The 17047-nt window shown below is 68.4% G+C and carries 14 protein-coding genes; 7 read left to right on the top strand and 7 right to left on the bottom strand.

Annotated elements, in window-relative coordinates:
- Positions 1-191: 191 nt before the first annotated feature.
- The 3 genes from NET02_RS09055 to NET02_RS09065 form a co-directional block, all read right to left on the bottom strand.
- Entirely contained in the window at positions 192-677 is a 486-nt protein-coding gene (locus NET02_RS09055; protein WP_284057076.1) for a VOC family protein, read from the bottom strand.
- A gap of 52 nt (positions 678-729) precedes the next feature.
- Positions 730-1950: an FAD binding domain-containing protein gene (locus tag NET02_RS09060; RefSeq protein WP_284057077.1), complete on the bottom strand. Its 1221-nt coding sequence runs from the start codon at positions 1948-1950 to the stop codon at positions 730-732.
- Between the two features lie 503 nt (positions 1951-2453).
- On the bottom strand, positions 2454-3074 hold the full coding sequence (locus tag NET02_RS09065; RefSeq protein WP_284057078.1) for a hypothetical protein: 621 nt from the start codon (positions 3072-3074) through the stop codon (positions 2454-2456).
- Between the two features lie 285 nt (positions 3075-3359).
- Between NET02_RS09065 and NET02_RS09070 the strand changes: the two genes are divergently transcribed.
- A complete protein-coding gene (locus NET02_RS09070) occupies positions 3360-4571 on the top strand; it encodes an aminotransferase-like domain-containing protein (RefSeq protein ID WP_284057079.1) in 1212 nt (403 codons plus the stop codon).
- 24 nt (positions 4572-4595) lie between these two features.
- Here NET02_RS09070 and NET02_RS09075 read toward each other — a convergent pair whose 3' ends face one another.
- Complete coding sequence (locus tag NET02_RS09075) at positions 4596-5303, bottom strand: phosphatase PAP2 family protein (protein ID WP_284057080.1); 708 nt, start codon at positions 5301-5303, stop codon at positions 4596-4598.
- A 310-nt stretch (positions 5304-5613) separates the two neighbouring features.
- Here NET02_RS09075 and NET02_RS09080 point away from each other — a divergent pair, with 310 nt between their 5' ends.
- From NET02_RS09080 to NET02_RS09095, 4 genes are all read left to right on the top strand, one after another.
- Positions 5614-6999 (top strand): TrkH family potassium uptake protein, encoded by a 1386-nt coding sequence (locus NET02_RS09080; RefSeq protein WP_284057081.1) that lies wholly within the window; start codon positions 5614-5616, stop codon positions 6997-6999.
- 21 nt (positions 7000-7020) lie between these two features.
- Positions 7021-7671: a potassium channel family protein gene (locus NET02_RS09085; protein WP_284057082.1), complete on the top strand. Its 651-nt coding sequence runs from the start codon at positions 7021-7023 to the stop codon at positions 7669-7671.
- A 324-nt stretch (positions 7672-7995) separates the two neighbouring features.
- Entirely contained in the window at positions 7996-8517 is a 522-nt protein-coding gene (locus NET02_RS09090; RefSeq protein WP_284057083.1) for a hypothetical protein, read from the top strand.
- Positions 8518-8542: 25 nt separating this feature from the next.
- Positions 8543-9598, top strand: coding sequence for a S1C family serine protease (locus NET02_RS09095; RefSeq protein WP_284057084.1), 1056 nt, complete (start codon positions 8543-8545; stop codon positions 9596-9598).
- A 15-nt stretch (positions 9599-9613) separates the two neighbouring features.
- On the opposite strand, the gene NET02_RS09100 is transcribed toward NET02_RS09095, so the two are convergent.
- The 3 genes from NET02_RS09100 to NET02_RS09110 form a co-directional block, all read right to left on the bottom strand.
- The gene (locus NET02_RS09100) at positions 9614-10936 is read right to left on the bottom strand and encodes an MFS transporter (RefSeq protein WP_284057085.1); all 1323 of its coding nucleotides are present in this window, start codon (positions 10934-10936) and stop codon (positions 9614-9616) included.
- Between the two features lie 67 nt (positions 10937-11003).
- Entirely contained in the window at positions 11004-11645 is a 642-nt protein-coding gene (locus NET02_RS09105; protein ID WP_284057086.1) for an HD domain-containing protein, read from the bottom strand.
- 41 nt (positions 11646-11686) lie between these two features.
- The gene (locus NET02_RS09110; RefSeq protein ID WP_284057087.1) at positions 11687-12451 is read right to left on the bottom strand and encodes a fumarylacetoacetate hydrolase family protein; all 765 of its coding nucleotides are present in this window, start codon (positions 12449-12451) and stop codon (positions 11687-11689) included.
- A 224-nt stretch (positions 12452-12675) separates the two neighbouring features.
- Here NET02_RS09110 and NET02_RS09115 point away from each other — a divergent pair, with 224 nt between their 5' ends.
- Both NET02_RS09115 and NET02_RS09120 read left to right on the top strand, forming a co-directional pair.
- Entirely contained in the window at positions 12676-14073 is a 1398-nt protein-coding gene (locus NET02_RS09115; protein ID WP_284057088.1) for a universal stress protein, read from the top strand.
- Positions 14074-14264: 191 nt separating this feature from the next.
- The gene (locus NET02_RS09120) at positions 14265-16988 is read left to right on the top strand and encodes a cation-translocating P-type ATPase (protein ID WP_284057089.1); all 2724 of its coding nucleotides are present in this window, start codon (positions 14265-14267) and stop codon (positions 16986-16988) included.
- The last annotated feature ends 59 nt before the right edge of the window (positions 16989-17047 follow it).

The following is a 17047-nucleotide window of genomic DNA, read 5'->3' on the forward strand; positions in this document are numbered from 1 at the left end:
TCTCGGCGCGATCTGATGAGAAGCGGTGGGGGATCGAACGCGCGGCGCCCCCACCGCTTCGGTACAAGGGGCACCGGGGCACGTGGAAGCAGCCGCCCGGCGGGCGGGTGAGACGCCGGGCGATCCCAGCGTCATCACGGCTAAAGCGAACCGGACATGCCCTTCCGGCGAGCGTTCGCCGGGACGTAACGTTAGGAAACGCGGCCGGCCTGCCTGTCCAGGAAGAGCGTCGCGCGCTGGTTGTCCTCGCCCTGTGGATACCGGTCCGCCAGCTTCTTCATATCGGCGAGGATGTCCGGCGAGAGCGTCGTCACGTCGGGCCAATCGACCTCAACGAGGTTGCCGGCCGGGTCACGCAGGTACATCTGGACGTTCTGGTTCGGGAGTTCATACAGGTGATGGCCGAAGGTGGTATAGTCGTGGATCCCGAGCACCTTTGCCTTGTGATAGACCGCTTCGAAGTCATCGACGGTGAGCCCGAGGTGGTGATACGTGGGCGCATCCCCGGGGCGCTCGAAGATGTGGAGCTGGAGGGATCCGACCCGAAGCCATTGCACCGGGAAGCCGAAGTTCGGTGTCGGGATGCGCTCCATCCCGAAGAGCTCCTCGTAGAAGCGTACCGACTCCTCCAGATTTCTCGCGCTGACGCTCACGTGGTTCAGGCTGATCGCTGGCATCGGTGTGCCTCCTCTCTTCCTCGCGTCTCGTCTCCGGCGACTTCCCCGCTCGTCACCCGAGGTCCTCGAGTTCGTCGTCGAACGCGCTGTCGCCGATCTCGTAGAGCCCGAACGGCAGCGACTCGCCAACCGGCCACCGGCCATGCTGCAACCGCGTGCCGACGTGGCGCGCTCGGGCCACGAGCTGCCGGCCGAGCGCAAGCTGGCCTGGCTCCCATCGCTCGAGCGCGGTGACCACATCGCCGCCGCAGGCTTTGACCGCCTCACCCAGCTTCCAGGCGTCTTCAGCCGCTTTCGCCGAGCCGGCAGCGGCGTGGGGACGAGCGGTGAACGCGGCATCGCCGATCAGGCAGACGCGCCCGAACGCCATCCGAGGGACCTCGATGTCGATAATCACCTGGAGGAAGGGCTCTCTGGTCCTGGCGATCATCTCCGCGAATGCCGGTGGGAGCGCGGCAGCATCCTCGCGCAGCTGCCGCAGATGCCGCTCCTGGACGAACCCTGGAGGGACCGAGGTGGTGAAGCGTTCCCCGCCCCGGCCGGTGAGCAAGTCCTCGAGCTCAGCGCCGGGAGTGGCGTTCCGGTACCAGAGCCAGTTCGTGAGCCGGCGGCCGTCCTCCACCGTGCCGTCCCGATTGGGAATCGGGTAGCTCAAGACGTGGTTGTCCGCTTGTAGGGAGTAGGTGATCGCTTCGTGCAGGGCAGCAAACGCCTGGGGGCTCAGCTCCTGCTCCTCGACCGTACCCCGCCAGGCCACGTAGCCGGAGTACTGCTGCCGGACTTCCGGGAGCAGGAGCCGTCGCCCGATCGAGTTGATCCCGTCGGCAAAGACGAGCAGATCGCACCGCTCGACCCGGCCGCTGGAGAACCGAACAGTGACCCCGTCCGCGTCTTGGTCGAACGCGATGCACTCCTCGCCGAGGTGGTACCGGCGCTCGTCGAAGCAGGAGAGCAGGCCGCGATAGAGGACGTTGTAGGAGGTGAAGCGGTACCGGCACGGCTCTTCGTAGATGAGGTCACCGCCGTTGCCCATGCAGCGAAACCACTGTGCCGAGGCGCTGATCTGTGTCACGTCCAGCAGGCGATGGGCGATGAAGTAGCGGATCGTCGCCGGGTTGAGCACGATGCCGGCGCCTCGGTCCTCGAGTGGCACCGGGACGCGCTCGAACACCTCAACGTCGCAGCCGGCTTCACGCAGCCACAGCGCGGCGTTCAAGCCACCGAGCGAGCCACCGATGACGATGACGCGCGGCTGTGACGTGCTGGAGGTCATGCGTGTTGGACTCCTTCAGGTGCACCTTCCGTACTTGCCTGGGCGCTGCCTGGCTCACCCTGTCGGCGCGATCATCGTCCCAACCATCACGTGCCTCCTTGCCCGTGAGGCGGGGATTTCGCCGCCGGGCTCGTCGCCGCGACGGATGCGCCCGGTATGCAAGCGGCGCCGAGGTCCACGCCGGACGACGCCGTTGCTGGCGACGGCATCGTACGGGCTGACCGGTGAGGCTGATCGCCCTTACGCCCGATCGTAGCGATGAGATCCCAGGAGAGCAATGTCTTGCGGGACAAAAGAATAGTGTCCTTGTTGTACCGGCCGCCAGCGAACGCGCGCCGCGTTGCCCTCCACGGTTGGCGCTCCTTGTTCGGAGGGGTAGTTGGCAGCATGGAGTTCGGCCTGGGGCTGCTGCTGATCAGCGCGTCCCGTATCTACCGGTTTCCCTGCAGCGCTGCGTCCTGCCGGCTGGCTCGAGTGATCCGACTGGCCGAGGGTGTGCAGTGTCAGCGTCTCCGGCGAGGGGGGCGCTGGCCGTGTGCCCCGGGTTTGGAGCGTCTGGGGGTGGGCCGCCGTCCGCCCGGCTGGCGTGCCTGGGAGCGCCCGGCCGGCGCTTCGACGCGGGAGGCGGCCTCGATCGCCTGGGGGAGCAGCTCGTCGATCTGCTCGGGATCTGCCCCGGCAGCACCGCGCTCGAGCAGCCAGCGTACCGCCCGTGCGACGAAACGTGCCTCGAGCGGCTTGCCGGCCGCACCGGCTTCCGTCGCCACAGCCAGCAGCAAGATGTCGTTCACCTCGGCACCGATGAGCCTGCGGCAGCGGCCGATGAAAGCGCGCTGGGCCTCCGGGTGAGCAGGTCGACCCTGCAGGGCGAGATAGGAGCCCAGGAGACGCCATAGCTCGGGGTGGCGGCGCTGCCGGGCGGATCGGTCGCCGTGGATGGCGGAGACGAGCTCAGCCACCCGCTCGACCGTCACCGGAGTACGGGTACGCCGGAAGGCCTCGAGCACTGGCTCCAGGTGCCGGGGAGAGACGCGCCAGCCGGCAGCGCGGCGCACGGCGCGCAGGAATTCCGGTGTCTCCGGCGCCGGCTGCTCGTGTCCTCTGGCGTCTGGGCCCGTCGCCATGGTGCCCGCCTGTCTCTCGTCACTCTGCCGAGATCTGAGGCCCTTCATCCCCCTGGGCCTGCCCTGAGTGTACACTGGACGCCCGTGGGCCCTGGTGACAGCAGGCGTTGAGGCCACCTTCCCTCTCACACCGCGATCCTCGTCCCGGGCGCCTGGGCTGAGGGTCTCGCCTGCGCGCGACCGCCTCCGGTTCGGGAATCTATTCGCGGGCGATTGAGTCTGACGGCACCTGGGCATACAATGCCCAGGCCGGCGCAGAACGGTCGGGGGAGAGCGGGAGGTACCATGGCGCGCGCAACCGGTCTCGAGGTCACGGGCCTGCTGAGCAGCAAGGCGCAGCGTGCCGGCCCTGGCTGGTTCGGGGTTCCCCGCTCTGCCGAGGGGCGGATCTCCTTGCTCGGCGGCTTTCCTGAACCGAGTAGCTTGCCCCGCGAGGAGATCCTGGAGTGCGCGCGGCTGGCGCTGGAGCGAGACGGCGTCTGGGCGCTTGAATACGGCGCGACCCGTGGGTACGAGTTGCTGGTCGAGCAGCTCCTGGTCAAGCTGCGTCGCGACCAGGGCATCGCGGCGACGCCGGAGCAGGTGCTGATTACCGCAGGCGCCTCGCAGGCGCTCGGGCTGCTCGTCGACGCGCTCTGCGACCCCGGCGACGTCGTGCTGAGCGAGGAGCCGACCTGGATGGGCGCGGTGCGGATCTTCCGTGCCGCCGGCGTGGAGGTGCGCCCGGTGCCGCTCGGGGCCCAGGGGATCGAGCTGGACGCGCTGGCGGCGATCCTCCGGGAACTGGCGGCTGGGGGGCGGCGCCCCAAGCTCCTCTACCTGATCCCGACCTTCCAGAACCCGACCGGTGTCACCATGCCCCTCGCGGCCCGCCGCGAGCTCCTCGCCTTGGCCTACGAGCACCAGCTTCTGGTGATCGAGGACGATGCCTACTACGACCTGCGCTACGAAGGAGAGCGGGTGCCGCCGCTTCGCGCGCTGGACGACCGGGGCCACGTTGCCTACCTGGGCACATTCTCCAAGATCATGGCGGCTGGCATGCGGCTGGGCTGGATCGTAGCCGACCCCGCGCTCGTCGCGGCGGTCGCCGGCCTGAAGCCGGAAGGGGGCACCAGCCCGTTCGCCGGCGCTGTCGCCGCCCAGTTCTGCGCGACCGGCATGCTGCTGGAGCACGTGGCCGAGCTACGCGTGATCTACCGCGAGCGGCGCGACGCGATGCTGCGCGCGCTCTCCGAGACCATGCCCGAGGGCGTCACCTGGACGCGCCCAGAGGGGGGCTTCTTCATCTGGCTAACGCTCCCGCCGGGCGCAAGTGCTGCCAGGGTCGCCGAGCGTGCTGCCGCGGCCGGGGTCGATGTCATGCCCGGCTCGGCCTGCTCGTTCTTCTCCTCGGGCGACAGCGCGCTCCGGCTCTGCTACTCGTTCGCGACGACCGAGCAGATCGGCGAAGGCATCGCCCGGTTGGCCGAGGCGATCCGCGAGGAGCTGGCGGCCTGAGTCGCTGCGCGCGGGTGCTCGCCGTCAACGGGTCCGAGCGTTGCCGCCCTCCGTCCCTGTCTCCTTACCGGCCCCCGTTTCCAGGCGCGCCGCGACCCGGAGCAGGGGGAGCAGGACGAGCAGTCCCCAGAGATAGCCGCCGAGCACGTCCGAGGGCCAGTGGGCGCCGACCAGCACCCGGCTGTAGCCGGTGGCGAGGATCAGGCACAGCGCGAGCGCACGGAGGGCGCGGCTCGCGAGCTGGCTTCTGGCCAACCTCGGCGCCAGCCACCAGAGGAGACCGAAGACGAGCACGGCCCCGAACGCATGACCGCTGGGGAACCCTGGATCAGCAGGGGATTCGAGCACCTCGACGATGTCTGGCGTAGGCCGCGGGCTGTCGACGATCGCTTTGAGCGCGCTCGGCAGTAACCGCAGCGGCAGGGTACCGAGGATGACGGCTGCGGGACGTGGATGCCCGCGCCAGACCAGGAGACCAGCGAATACCACCGTGATGGAGATCGCGCCGGGCGCGTACCCGAGCATATTGATCGCGTGGGCAAGCTCTCGACTGAACGGGAACGGATGCATCTGCAGCCAGCGGGCGCTGGCGACATCGCCGGGCAGGACTGGCCAGGCCGCCGCCCAGAGACTGAGTACCAGCGTCGCTCCGGCCACGACGGCGAGCGCAATGCTCCAAAGAGCCGACCGGGCTGGGGCGGAGAGGCCGCGGGCTGCTGGCTCGAGCGTCATGCATGCTCCCGGGAACAGAGCTGATGCGCGCGTTCCCTTTATCGCATACGCTGGCCCGCGAGGGGTATCCCCCATGACGAAGACCGCAGGCGCGCCTGGCGTTGACAGTTGTCGCAATCCGGCGTACGCTTCAGCCCGGCGCTGTCGAGCGGGCCGACTCGAATAGCGATCCAGGATCGCGTGGCTCCCGGCGGTGCAGGGTATTCCATCCCCCTTCGGGGAGGATGTGGACTGAGATCGACCACCTGTGAGCCAGCCCACTCGTCCGACCCGTCCACCGCAGGCAGTCCGGCGGCCTGGCGACCGTGTGGTGCGCCGGGCAGTTTTACGTACTGAGACCGTCAAGCTCCGGCCCCCGCGTCCACCGCGCCGCGGCCGTCCGGTCGCGCTGACACTGGTCTACGGCTTCATCGGCCTGATCGCGCTCGGTACGGCCCTGCTCAGCCTGCCGATCGCGACGGCCTCGGGAGAGCGGGCACCGCTGGTCGATGCGCTGTTCACCGCGACCTCGGCGGTCTGCGTCACCGGCCTGGTCGTGCACGATACCGGCACCTACTGGAGTCGCTTCGGCCAGGCGGTCATCCTGCTGCTGATTCAAGCCGGGGGCTTCGGCTTCGCTACCAGCGCCACGCTGCTGCTGGTCACGATCGGGCACCGGGCGACCCTGCGCGAGCGGCTGGCGTGCGGCTTCAGCCTCGGCGCGGATACCACCGCGCCTGGCGAGATCCTGCGGCTCGTCCGTCGCTTCGCCGTTCTAACCTTTCTCATCGAATTGGCGGGGGCGCTGCTCCTCCTGCCGCGCGCGCTCGACGTTCATCCGCCCGGGCATGCGATCTGGTGGAGCCTCTTCCACAGCGTCTCCGCCTTCAACAACGCCGGCTTCGACATCACTGGTGGGTACCGTAGCCTGATCCCCTACCAGCGCGATCCCTGGGTCTTGCTGACGATCGGACTGCTGATCGTCCTCGGCGGGATCAGCTTTGTCGTGCTTAGCGATATCGCGGTCGAGCGGCGCTGGCGGCGGCTCACCGTCGACAGCAAGCTCGTGCTGACGACCACAGGCTTCCTGCTTCTGATCGGCATGGTGGCGTTCCTGCTGATCGAGAGCAGCAACCCGGCGACGCTCGGGCGCCTGGATTGGGGCTCCCGCCTGCTCAACGCGCTCTTCCACAGCATCACGCCGCGCACGGCCGGCTTCAACGCGGTCGATATGAGCGCGCTGCGCGAGGAGACGCTGTTCCTGATCACCGCGCTGATGTTTATCGGCGGCGCGAGTGGTTCGACGGCGGGCGGCATCAAGGTGCAGACCTTTAGCCTGCTCTTCTTCGCGATCCTCGCGAGTGTGCAGGGACATACCCGGGTAGTCGCCTTCGGCCGCGAGGTGCCGCACGTGCAGGTGTACCGGGCGCTGGCGGTGGCGCTGCTCTCGATCGCGGTCGTCTTCAGCGTGGCGCTGACGCTGGCGCTGACGATCGAGACACGCTTCATCGATGTCTGGTTCGAGGCCGTCTCGGCGTTCGGCACCGTCGGTCTCAGCACCGGCATCACGCCGGAACTCAACACCGTGGGCCGGCTGATCCTGATCGCCACGATGTTCACCGGGCGTCTCGGGCCGCTGACCCTTGCCCTGGCACTGGCCGCGCGAACGCGGCCCAGCCCGGTTCGCTACGCGCCGGAGACCGTCCGGCTGGGGTAGGCGCCATCAAGAGGAGGATCGATGGGACGGCAGATCATCGTCATCGGAGTCGGACGCTTCGGCAGCGCGGTGGCGATGGAGCTCGAGCGGCTCGGCCATGAGGTGCTGGCGATCGACCGCTCGAGCCGGGCGATCGAAGCGGTAGCCGACTATGTCACGCACGCTGTCACCGCCGATGTGACCGACCTGGAGACGCTGCGCGAGCTCGGAGCCCAGGACTTCGACGCCGCGGTGGTCGCGATCGGCACTGACGAGCGTTCGAGCATCATGGCAACCGTGCTGCTGAAGAAGCTGGGCGTGAAGTTCGTGCTGGCCAAGGCCCAGAACGCCCTGCACGGCGATATCCTCAGCATGGTCGGCGCCGATCGTGTGGTCTACCCGGAGCGCGAGACCGGCATCCGGGTCGCCCACAGCCTGACGATGCCGTTGGCCAAAGATTACTTCGATGTTGGCCCCGGCTACGGGCTCGCCAAGGTGTTCGTCGACTCCCGGCTGGTGGGGAAGACGCTCGAAGAGCTCGATCTGCGCGGGCGATTCGGCGTCACGCCACTCTTCCTGCGGCGGGGCGAGCAAGTCATCATGAACCCTCATCGCGAGGAGCGCCTCCGCCTCGGCGACGAGCTGACCGTTGCCGGGCGAGACGAGCAGCTCGAGCAGCTCCTGCAGATGTGAGCCTGGCCGGGCTAGGACGCACTGCCACCTCATTGCACTCCTGATAGCGCCAAATACTTCGTGGGTGCGGATGGCCATCCGTCCCGACATAGTTGTCGGCCCTCGCTGTCGCTCGTTGCGGAGGCCGTCGTCGTAAGAGGCCTCCGAGCCTGCGCCGGGAGACCTGGCTGAAGACTGAGTGACAGCACCCGCAATGCCCGCGTACCAGCCTGGTTGCTACCCGCACGTTACCGGCTTGCCCGCCGCGCTTGACGGCGCCGCCCCGGTGTGTAATAGTGTAATCACGTAATAGCTACCCGCTACGAGTGCGATCAGGAGGAGACGATGGTCGAGGGGATAGAGGCGGAGGTGCTCGGCTGGTTCATCGGGCGGATCCCGGAGGGCTGGTTCACCCAGCCGCCGGAACTCACGATGGATCGCGACGAGATTCTGGTCGTTGGGCGGCTCGCTGAGCCGAGCCTGCCCGAAGGGGCCGCTCCGGAGGCGCGGGCCGAGGCTGTGGTTGCCAGGATCCAGCGTTTCCGCGAGGAGACGCGACCCCAGCGGATGCGGATCGCGACGGAGGCAGAGCACCGGTTCGGGCGCAAGGTGTCCTGGGGCGTGGTCTGCGGCGATCGGCGCGAACTCTTCACGGTACTGAGCGTGCCGGTCATGACCCGGCTGCGTCTGCCCGAGCGGCAGACCCTCGATACCCTGGTCGAGGCCGGGGTGGCGCGCAGCCGCAGCGAGGCGCTGGCCTGGTGCGTCCGGCTGGTGGCGAAGCACCAGTCGGAGTGGCTCGCCGAACTGCGCGAGGCGCTGGTGCGCGTGCAGCAGCTCCGGCAGAGCGGTCCGGAACTCGAGTAGACGAGCAGGGAAGAGACACGAGACGATGCGACCGAAGACGATCCTCTTACAGTCCATCGCGGGCCCGAACGGGAGCGGCCAGCCCGGCGGAATAGCGGTGAGCCCAGAGGAGGCCGAGCTGCTGCTCGATGCCTACTCCCAGGCGGTCATCGCCGTCGTCGAGCAGGTGGCACCGGCCGTGGTCAGCATCACCTCGACGCGCCGCGGGATGGTCCGCACGCCGCGCGGGCCGGCGCAGTACGATCTGCCTGGTGCAGGCTCCGGCTTCCTCATCACGCCCGACGGCTACATTCTGACCAACAGCCATGTCGTCCATGGTGCCCGGCGTCTCGAGGTCACGCTGGCCGATGGGCGCACGCTCCCGGCCGAGCTTGTCGGGGAGGATCCGGCGACCGACCTGGCGGTGGTTCGCGTGCAGGGCAGTGGGCTACCGGTCGCGGAGCTGGGTGACTCGGACCGGCTGCGGGTGGGCCAGCTCGTGATCGCCATCGGCAACCCGTATGGCTTCCAGGCCAGCGTCACCACCGGCGTGCTGTCGGCTCTGGGGCGCTCGCTACGGAGCCAGACCGGCCGGCTGATCGAGAACGTGATCCAGACGGACGCCGCGCTCAACCCGGGGAACTCGGGCGGCCCGCTGGTCGACAGCCGGGCCCGGGTGATCGGCGTCAACACGGCGATCATCGCCGGGGCGCAGGGCATGAGCTTCGCTATCCCGTCTAACACCGCCCGCTGGGTGGCCGGCCTGCTGATCAAAGAGGGCCGGGTACGCCGGGCCTTCCTGGGCATCACCGCCGAGCTGCGGCCGGTGCCGGGCCGGATCGCCCGCGAGCAGGGGTTGTCCCGTGGAGCCGGCATCAGCGTGCTTCAGGTGACGCCTGAGGGGCCGGCCGATCGCGCTGGTGTCCGTCCGGGCGATCTGCTCGTCAGCATCGATGGCCTGCCGCTAGAGGGGATCGACGACCTGCACCGGTTCCTGAGCCGGGCGACCATCGGGGCAACGGTGACGGTAGGCGTGGTACGCGAGGGGCGGTTGCTCACCCTGCCGGTGACGCTCGGCGCCGAGCCCGAGTCCGGCACCTAGCTCGGCGGCCTCGCGTCAGGGGAGGCCGCGAACGTCGGGGAAGGCCTGGTAGGCCAGAGCCGCGAAGGCGACTACCAGCAGCGCAGCGACCCCCACCACCAGCGGGACGCCGAAGTACTCGCCGAGTGAGCCAAGGAGCATGGTGCCGAGCGGCATGAAGCCCATCGGGATCAGCGTATAGACGCTCATCACCCGGCCGCGGACTTCTTCCGGCACGTTGAGCTGGAGCAGCGTGTTCGTCAGCCCCATCATCATCGTCTGGCTGGCCCCGACCAGCAGCAGGAGTGCGGCCGAGATCAGGAACCAGTGCGAGAGGCTGAAGGCGACGAGCGTGACGCCGAAGGCGGCGCTGACGAGGAGAAGGCGCTTCCCCTTACCGTGCCGCGACCCCGTCGCTCCGACCGCCAGCGCGCCGAGCAGAGCTCCGAGCCCGTTCGTTCCCATCAGCAGGCCGTAGCCCGAGGCATCGGCATGCAGGACATTCCGGGCGAACACCGGCATGAGCTGGAGATACGGTCGCCCCAGCAGCGTGGGGACGGCCAGCATGGTCAGCAGCCCCCAGATGCGGCGATCGCTGCGGATGAAGCGCAGCCCGGCGATCAGGTTCTGCGCCAGGCCGGTGCGCGGCCGAGGTTGGGCCTGGGCCGGCTGGATCGTCCAGACGGCCCAAATCACCGGGAAGTAGCTCAGTCCGTTGAGGACGAAGGCGCCGCCGGTGCCGGCTGCAGCGACCAGCAGGCCGGCCAGCGACGGCCCTACTACGGCTGCGGAGTTCCAGGCCGCCGAGTTGAGCCCGACGGCGCTGGCGATCCGCTCGCGCCCGACCAGGCTCGGCACCAGCGACTGGCGGGCTGGGTTATCGAAGGCCATGACAGTCGCGCTCAGGAAGGCGATCGCCAGCACATGCCAGATCCGCACGAGCCCGGCGAGGTCGAGCACGCCGAGGAGCAAAGCCAGCGCCGCAGCGGAGACCTGGGTCAGCAACAGGATCCGGCGACGATCGAAGCGGTCTGCGACCACCCCGCCGACGAGCGTGATCGTCAACGCCGGGATGGAGCGGAGCAAGCCGAAGAGACCGAGGTAGAAGGGGGAGTTGGTGAGCTCGAGGATCAACCACCCTTGAGCCACCAGTTGCATCCAGCTCCCGATGTTGGAGACGATCAGGGCGATCCAGAAGCGCCGGAACTCCGGAACGGCCAGCGCGCTGCCTTCCGGCCGGAATCGTCGCCAGGCAGCCGGCCAGGCAAGCGTGGCCGGGCGACCACGAACCTCGGCATCAGCTCGCAACTCGCTCGCGGCCCGACCGGCGCACCGGTCAGGCGTCGGCGCTTTGGCCATCCCAACTCCCGCCGCGCGGTCTGGTCCTTTCACCGTACCATGAATTGGACGGGAAGACCAGAGCCGCTCAGTCCTGGTTCATACGCTCCCCCACCGGCCCGGCCCGCTCGAGAATCGCTCCCAGAAGCTCTCGGGCGAGCGGGTCGACGCTCTCTGCATCAGCGCCGAGGAGAAAGGAGTCGATGGTGATCTCCGGCTGCTCCGTGCGGTACTCGATTGCCTGGAGCGCTGTCTCCAGCTTGTCGAACTGGCGGACCAGCCGGGCTTCCGGCGTCGCTCCGGCCTCGTATTCCTCCCATGCCTCGCTGAGCAGTCGCGCGAGCTCATCCGGCAGCCGGGCGACCATCTGCGCCAGGGCGGCCCGCTCGCGCGCGCTCTTCTCTGCCTCGGCCTCTGGGGAGTAGCTGGGATAACTGCGGAAGAGCTGTGCTGGATCGGCCCCTGCCTCGAGCTGCCGGTCGAACGGGGTCTGGTCGCCGGCCAGCGCTTCCGGCAAATCGTGGACGAGCGCCAGGATCGCCGCGCGCCCGACGTCGATCTCGGGATGGAGCGAACCGGCGAGTAGCGCCAGCAACGCCAGCCGGTAGCTGTGGTCAGCCACGGACTCCGGAGCCGCGACGCCGCGGTCGACCCAGCCCTTCCGGCGCAACCGCTTGAGCCGTCCGGCCTGCTCCAGGAAATCCAGCAGCGCGTCCCAGTGCTGGCCCATCGATCTGCCCCTGCCTCGGGGCGGCGTCTCCTCCCCCGGCCCTACTCCCGCGCCGCGACCGGGTTCCGCAGCACGCCGATCCCTTCGACTTCGACCTCGATCACGTCCCCTGGTCGCATCGGCCCTACGCCCTCGGGCGTCCCGGTCATGATCACGTCGCCTGGCTTCAAGGTCATCACGTTGGAGATGAAGGAGACCAGGAAGGCGGGGCCGAAGAGCATGTTGCTCGTGCGACTGCTCTGCCGGACTTCGCCGTTCAGTCGCGACTGGATCGCTAGATCGCTCGGATCCAGCTCAGTCTCGATCACCGGGCCGAGGGGACAGAAGGTATCGAACCCCTTGGCCCGCACCCACTGGCCGTCCTTGCGCTGGTACTCGCGGTGGCTCACGTCGTTGCCGCAGGTGTAACCGAGCACGTAGTCGAGCGCGGCCTGTTCCGGTACGCGGTAGGCCTCGCGGCCGATCACGATGCAGAGCTCGGCCTCGTAGTCGATCCGGTTCCCGGATGGCAGCAGGATGCGTCCACCATGGCCGAGCAGGGCGGAGGGAGGCTTCATGAAGATCACCGGCTCGTCGGGGATCTGCCGGGTCGGGTCGTTCTCGGTGACATGGGCCGCGTAGTTGAGACCGACGGCGACGATCTTGCTCGGCTCGACCGGCGGCAGCACGGTGAGCTGGTCAAAGGCGGCGATCTCGGGACCGCGCCGGAGCCGGCCGAAGAGCTCACCTTCGGCCCGGTAGGCGATGCCGTCCTCCACGATGACCAGGGCCGGCTCCCCGTCCACGAGCACTCGCGCGATCTTCATGGTGCCTCTCCTCCCAGGAGCTGATTCCACCCTCACCGACCTGGCTATCCTAGCACGGCCGCGTGGGCATGCACGCCGGGATAGGGCGGCGATACCCAGGCCGCACCGGCTCTCCCGTAACCTGCTGCGAACTGGTAGGCTTTCGTCAAGACGCCCAGCCCTGGCGATCCGGCTGCACGTGCCCAATGTCTGCTCGAGGTCGAGCCAGGAGAGGGAAGCTTGCCATGGCCCAGCACGTACTTGTCCCCATTCTACCGACGTATCTCGATCCGGACCGGGTCACCCACTGCGCAATCCCCTACGGGCGGGCGATCGCCGCCCGGCAGCGCGTCCCGCTCGTTCTGGGCTCGGTCGTTGAGCTGGGGGATTACCTGCGCTCATTCCTGGAGGCCGAAGGCGAGCGCGCCCAGGAGCTCGCCCGGCGCTGGGCAGCCGAGCGTGAAGAGGCGTTACGGCGGCTGGCGCAGGCGATCACCGATGTCCCGGTCGAGATCGAGGTACGGGTCGGCGATCCGGCGCGGCAGATCGCCGCGATGGCCAACGAGCTGCCGGCCTCGGTCGTCGCCATGACCAGCCACGCCCGGGTCGGGATCTCGCGCCTGCTCGTCGGCAGCGTGACCTTCAGCGCCGTCCAGCGGATCGGCTGCCCGGTGCTGGTCGTGCGCGCCAGGACTCCGGCGCCGGCGCCGAACACGATGGTGACGTTGACCCCTGTGCTCGTCCCGCTCGACGGCTCCCCGCTCGCCGAGGAGAGCATCGACGCGGTCGCCCGCGTGCTCGGCGCGGATGGGCTGGCCCTGCACCTCCTCCACGTGCAGGCGGCAGGTGCCGAGAGCAGGGACTGGGAAGCCTATCTTCAGAGCCTGGCCCAGCGGCTGACCTCGCAGGGGATGGCGGTGACCTGGAGCGTTCGGCAGGGACACGTTGCCGAAACCATTGCCCGGGCCGCCGCTGAGATGAAGGCCGGGCTCATCGCGATGGCGACCCACGGGCGCAGCGGGATCCGGCGTGCCTTGCTCGGCTCCACCGCCGAGCACGTGCTGCACGACGCTCGCGTGCCGCTCCTGCTGGTTCGCCCCAGCGCGGTGAAGCGCCCCGAAGAGGTGGCCGTGCCTCCTGCCGCGGTGAGCGCCGGAGGGGAGGGGTCGGAGGTCGATGCGCGCCGGCTGACCTTGCGGGCGCGTGACGTGATGACCAGCCCGGTCGTCACCGTTTCCCCTGATGACACGCTAGAGCAGGTGGTGCGGTCGATGCTCGAGCATGGTATCGGGGCGGTGCCAGTCGTCGATCAGGACGGTCGGCTGGTCGGCATCATCACCGAGCGTGATCTGATGGCCCAGGAGCAGGGGGTTCCCTTCTCGGTCTACCGGGCGCCCCAGCTCTTCGGCCACTGGCTGCCGCCGGAGGGGCTGGAAGAGATCTATGGCCTGGGGCGGGCGATCAAGGCCAGGGAGGTCATGCGCAGCCCGGTGATCACTGTCGGCGAGGATGCCACCGTCTCCGAGATCGCCCAGCTCATGCTCGAGAAGGAGCGGGAGCACATCCCGGTGGTGCGGGATGGCCAGGTCGTCGGCATCGTGACGCGGCGCGACCTGCTCAAGCTCATGGCCAGGAGCGCCTAGCTCGCTCCACTGTACTGCCGTCGCGGTGAGAACCAGGGAGACAAGGCCATCGCATGCCGTCTGGTCGTGAGATGGACCCAACCGGCGACACGCACGTGTGGACCAGGAGGAAAGCGAGGGCTGGCAACAGAAACCGGTTCTTCCCCATGCCAGGCGATCGGCCGGTGCACGCGACCGGTAGCCAGAGCACAGTGAGCGCTGAGTCTTGGCATGCGCTCTCGGCCGAGGAGTGCCTGCGCCGGCTCGGAAGCACGTCGTCGGGGCTGAGCCAGGCAGAGGCTCGACAGCGACTCCAGCGGTATGGCCCGAACCAGGTCGAAGAGATCCGACCACCGAATCTTCTCCGGCTGGCCCTTCATCAGTTTACGAGCCCGCTGATCTATATCTTGCTGGTAGCGGGGGTCGTGACCGCGTTGCTCGGCGAGTGGATCGACGCGGTGGTAATCGCGGCCGCGCTCCTGCTGAATGCCGCGATCGGCTTCACGCAGGAGTATCAAGCGGAGCGATCTCTCCGCTCGTTGATGCGCTCCCTCGCCCCGAGAGCACGTGTCCTGCGTGACGGCCGGGAGCGGATGTGCGACAGCCGCGATCTCGTCCCGGGCGACGTCGTGCTGCTGGAGTCAGGCATGCGCGTGCCGGCTGATCTCAGGCTGTTCGCGACAGTCGCGCTGCAGGTGAACGAGTCGTTGCTAACCGGCGAGTCTGTTCCTGTTGTGAAGCGGCCGGAGCCGGTTCCCGCCGAGACTCCCCTGGCTGAGCGGCGCTGTATGGCTTATGCCGGGACGATCGTGTCGAGCGGGCGCGGCCGCGGCGTCGTCGTGGCGACGGGCCGGGAGACCGAGCTCGGCAAGATCGCGGCGGCGAGCCGTCAAGAAGTCCAGCCAGAGACACCCCTCCAGCGCCAGATCGGCCAGTTCACGCGGACGCTCGCATTCATCGTACTGGTTGTGATCGTGGTGCTCGCGCTCGTTGGCCTCGCTCGCGGCCAAGCACCTCTCGCGATCTTCGTCTTCGCCGTTGCCGCCGCGGTATCGATCGTCCCCGAAGGCTTGCCGATCGTGGTGACGATCGTGCTCGCCGTTAGTGTGCAGCGGATGGCCCGACGCAATGCGATCGTGCGTTACCTGCCCGCCGTCGAGACACTGGGTAGCACCACCGTCATCGGGACGGACAAGACTGGCACGTTGACCGAAAACCGGATGGTTGTTCGCGCCGTCTGGTCTGCCGGGGACCTCGTCTGGATGGAGATGCCTGGCGAGGCGGATCCGGCCGCGCCCCGGAGCCGCAACCCGATCCTGCCCAAGGTCGAGGTGCCAGAGATCATCGAACAGCTCTCACCGGTGGAACTCACGCTCGTCGCTGGCGTGCTGCCGAACGAGGCTCGCCTGGTTCGTGGCGAGGACAACACGTGGGCCGGCATCGGCGACCCGACGGAGGTGGCGCTGCTGGTTGCGGGAGCGGCGTGGGGGCTCCTCCAAGAGGAGGTGCGTTCCCTCCTGCCGGTGGTCGCTGAAGTGCCCTTCGAACCGGAGCGTCGCTTCTCCGCCGCCGTCTGTCGCTCTGGTGGGGCGCTGTACTTGTTCGTCAAGGGCGCGCCGGAGCGCGTGCTGGAGATGTCGACCTCCTGGCTCACCAACGAGGGACCGGTTTCGCTCGACCGTGAGCAGATACTGGCGGCGCTCTCGCTCATGGGCCGGCACGGCCTGCGCGTGCTCGCGATGGCCTATCGCCGGCTGGATCAGGAGCCGGACGATATCGCCGAGTTGCTCCAGCCGGGCCAGCTCACGTTTCTCGGTCTGCAGGGGATGTGGGATCCGCCGCGTGCGGGTGTCGAAGACGCGGTCGCTCGCTGCCGGGAGGCGGGCATCCGTGTGGTCATGATTACCGGTGACCATGCCGATACCGCGCTCGCTATCGCCGAAGAGCTCGGCATCGCGCCGCGCGCTTCTCGGGTGCTTACCGGCGTCGAACTCTCGTCGATGGACGACGAGCAGCTACGGCGCGTGGTGCGAGACGTCAACGTCTACGCGCGCGTCGAGCCTGTGCAGAAACTCCGCATTGTCCGCGCGCTCCAGGCGCAGGGCGAGGTGGTGGCGGTGACGGGCGATGGGGTGAACGATGCGCCAGCTCTGCGGGCCGCCAACGTCGGCATTGCGATGGGCCGGAGCGGCACCGACGTGGCACGCGAGGCCGCCGACATCGTGCTCGCCGACGATAACTTCGTAACCATCGTCGCCGCGGTCGAAGAGGGCCGGGGGGCGTTCGACAACCTGCGCAAGGCGACCTTCTTCCTGGTCTCGACGAGCGCTGCCATGCTCGTGGCTCTGCCAGCGGCCATGGTTCTCGGTTGGCCTTTGCCTCTTCTCCCGGCGCAGCTCCTCTGGCTCAACGTGGTGACTGATAGCCTTCAGGACATCACGATGGCCTTCGAGCCGAAAGAGTCCGACCTGATGCGCCGGCGCCCACGGCCCCGCAACGAGGGCATCCTGTCACCAGTGCTCTGGGAACGGATGCTCCTGAGTGGTTTGGTCATGGCTGCCGGGACGCTCTGGCTGTTCGACTGGACACTCGAGTCAACCGGCTCGCTCGCCCTGGCGCGGACCGTCGCTCTGACGACAGTGGTGATCTTCCAGGTCTTCCAGGCCTGGAATGCTCGTTCCACCAGCCGCTCGATTTTCCAGATCAGCCCCTTCTCGAATCGCTACCTCTTCGTCGCCAATGCGGCCTCACTCGCCATCCACGTGATGGCTCTGTACCTCCCACCGACGCAGTTCGTCCTGCGTGTGGAGCCGCTTCCGCTGGAGCTGTGGTTGCAAATCCTCCTGGTGGCTGTATGGCTGCTCGTAGCGGTCGAACTCCACAAGCTGCTTCGGCGACGCTGGCCGAGCGGCAGATCACGGACGGTACCCGTCTGACCACCGCCGGGTGAAGGCATGGAGCGAGCGCGCCGGCGCTGCGGGTCGGGGTGCCCAGC

Origin of the sequence: Thermalbibacter longus, from assembly GCF_023806485.1 — a bacterium.
Classification (GTDB): domain Bacteria; phylum Chloroflexota; class Chloroflexia; order Thermomicrobiales; family Thermomicrobiaceae; genus Thermalbibacter; species Thermalbibacter longus.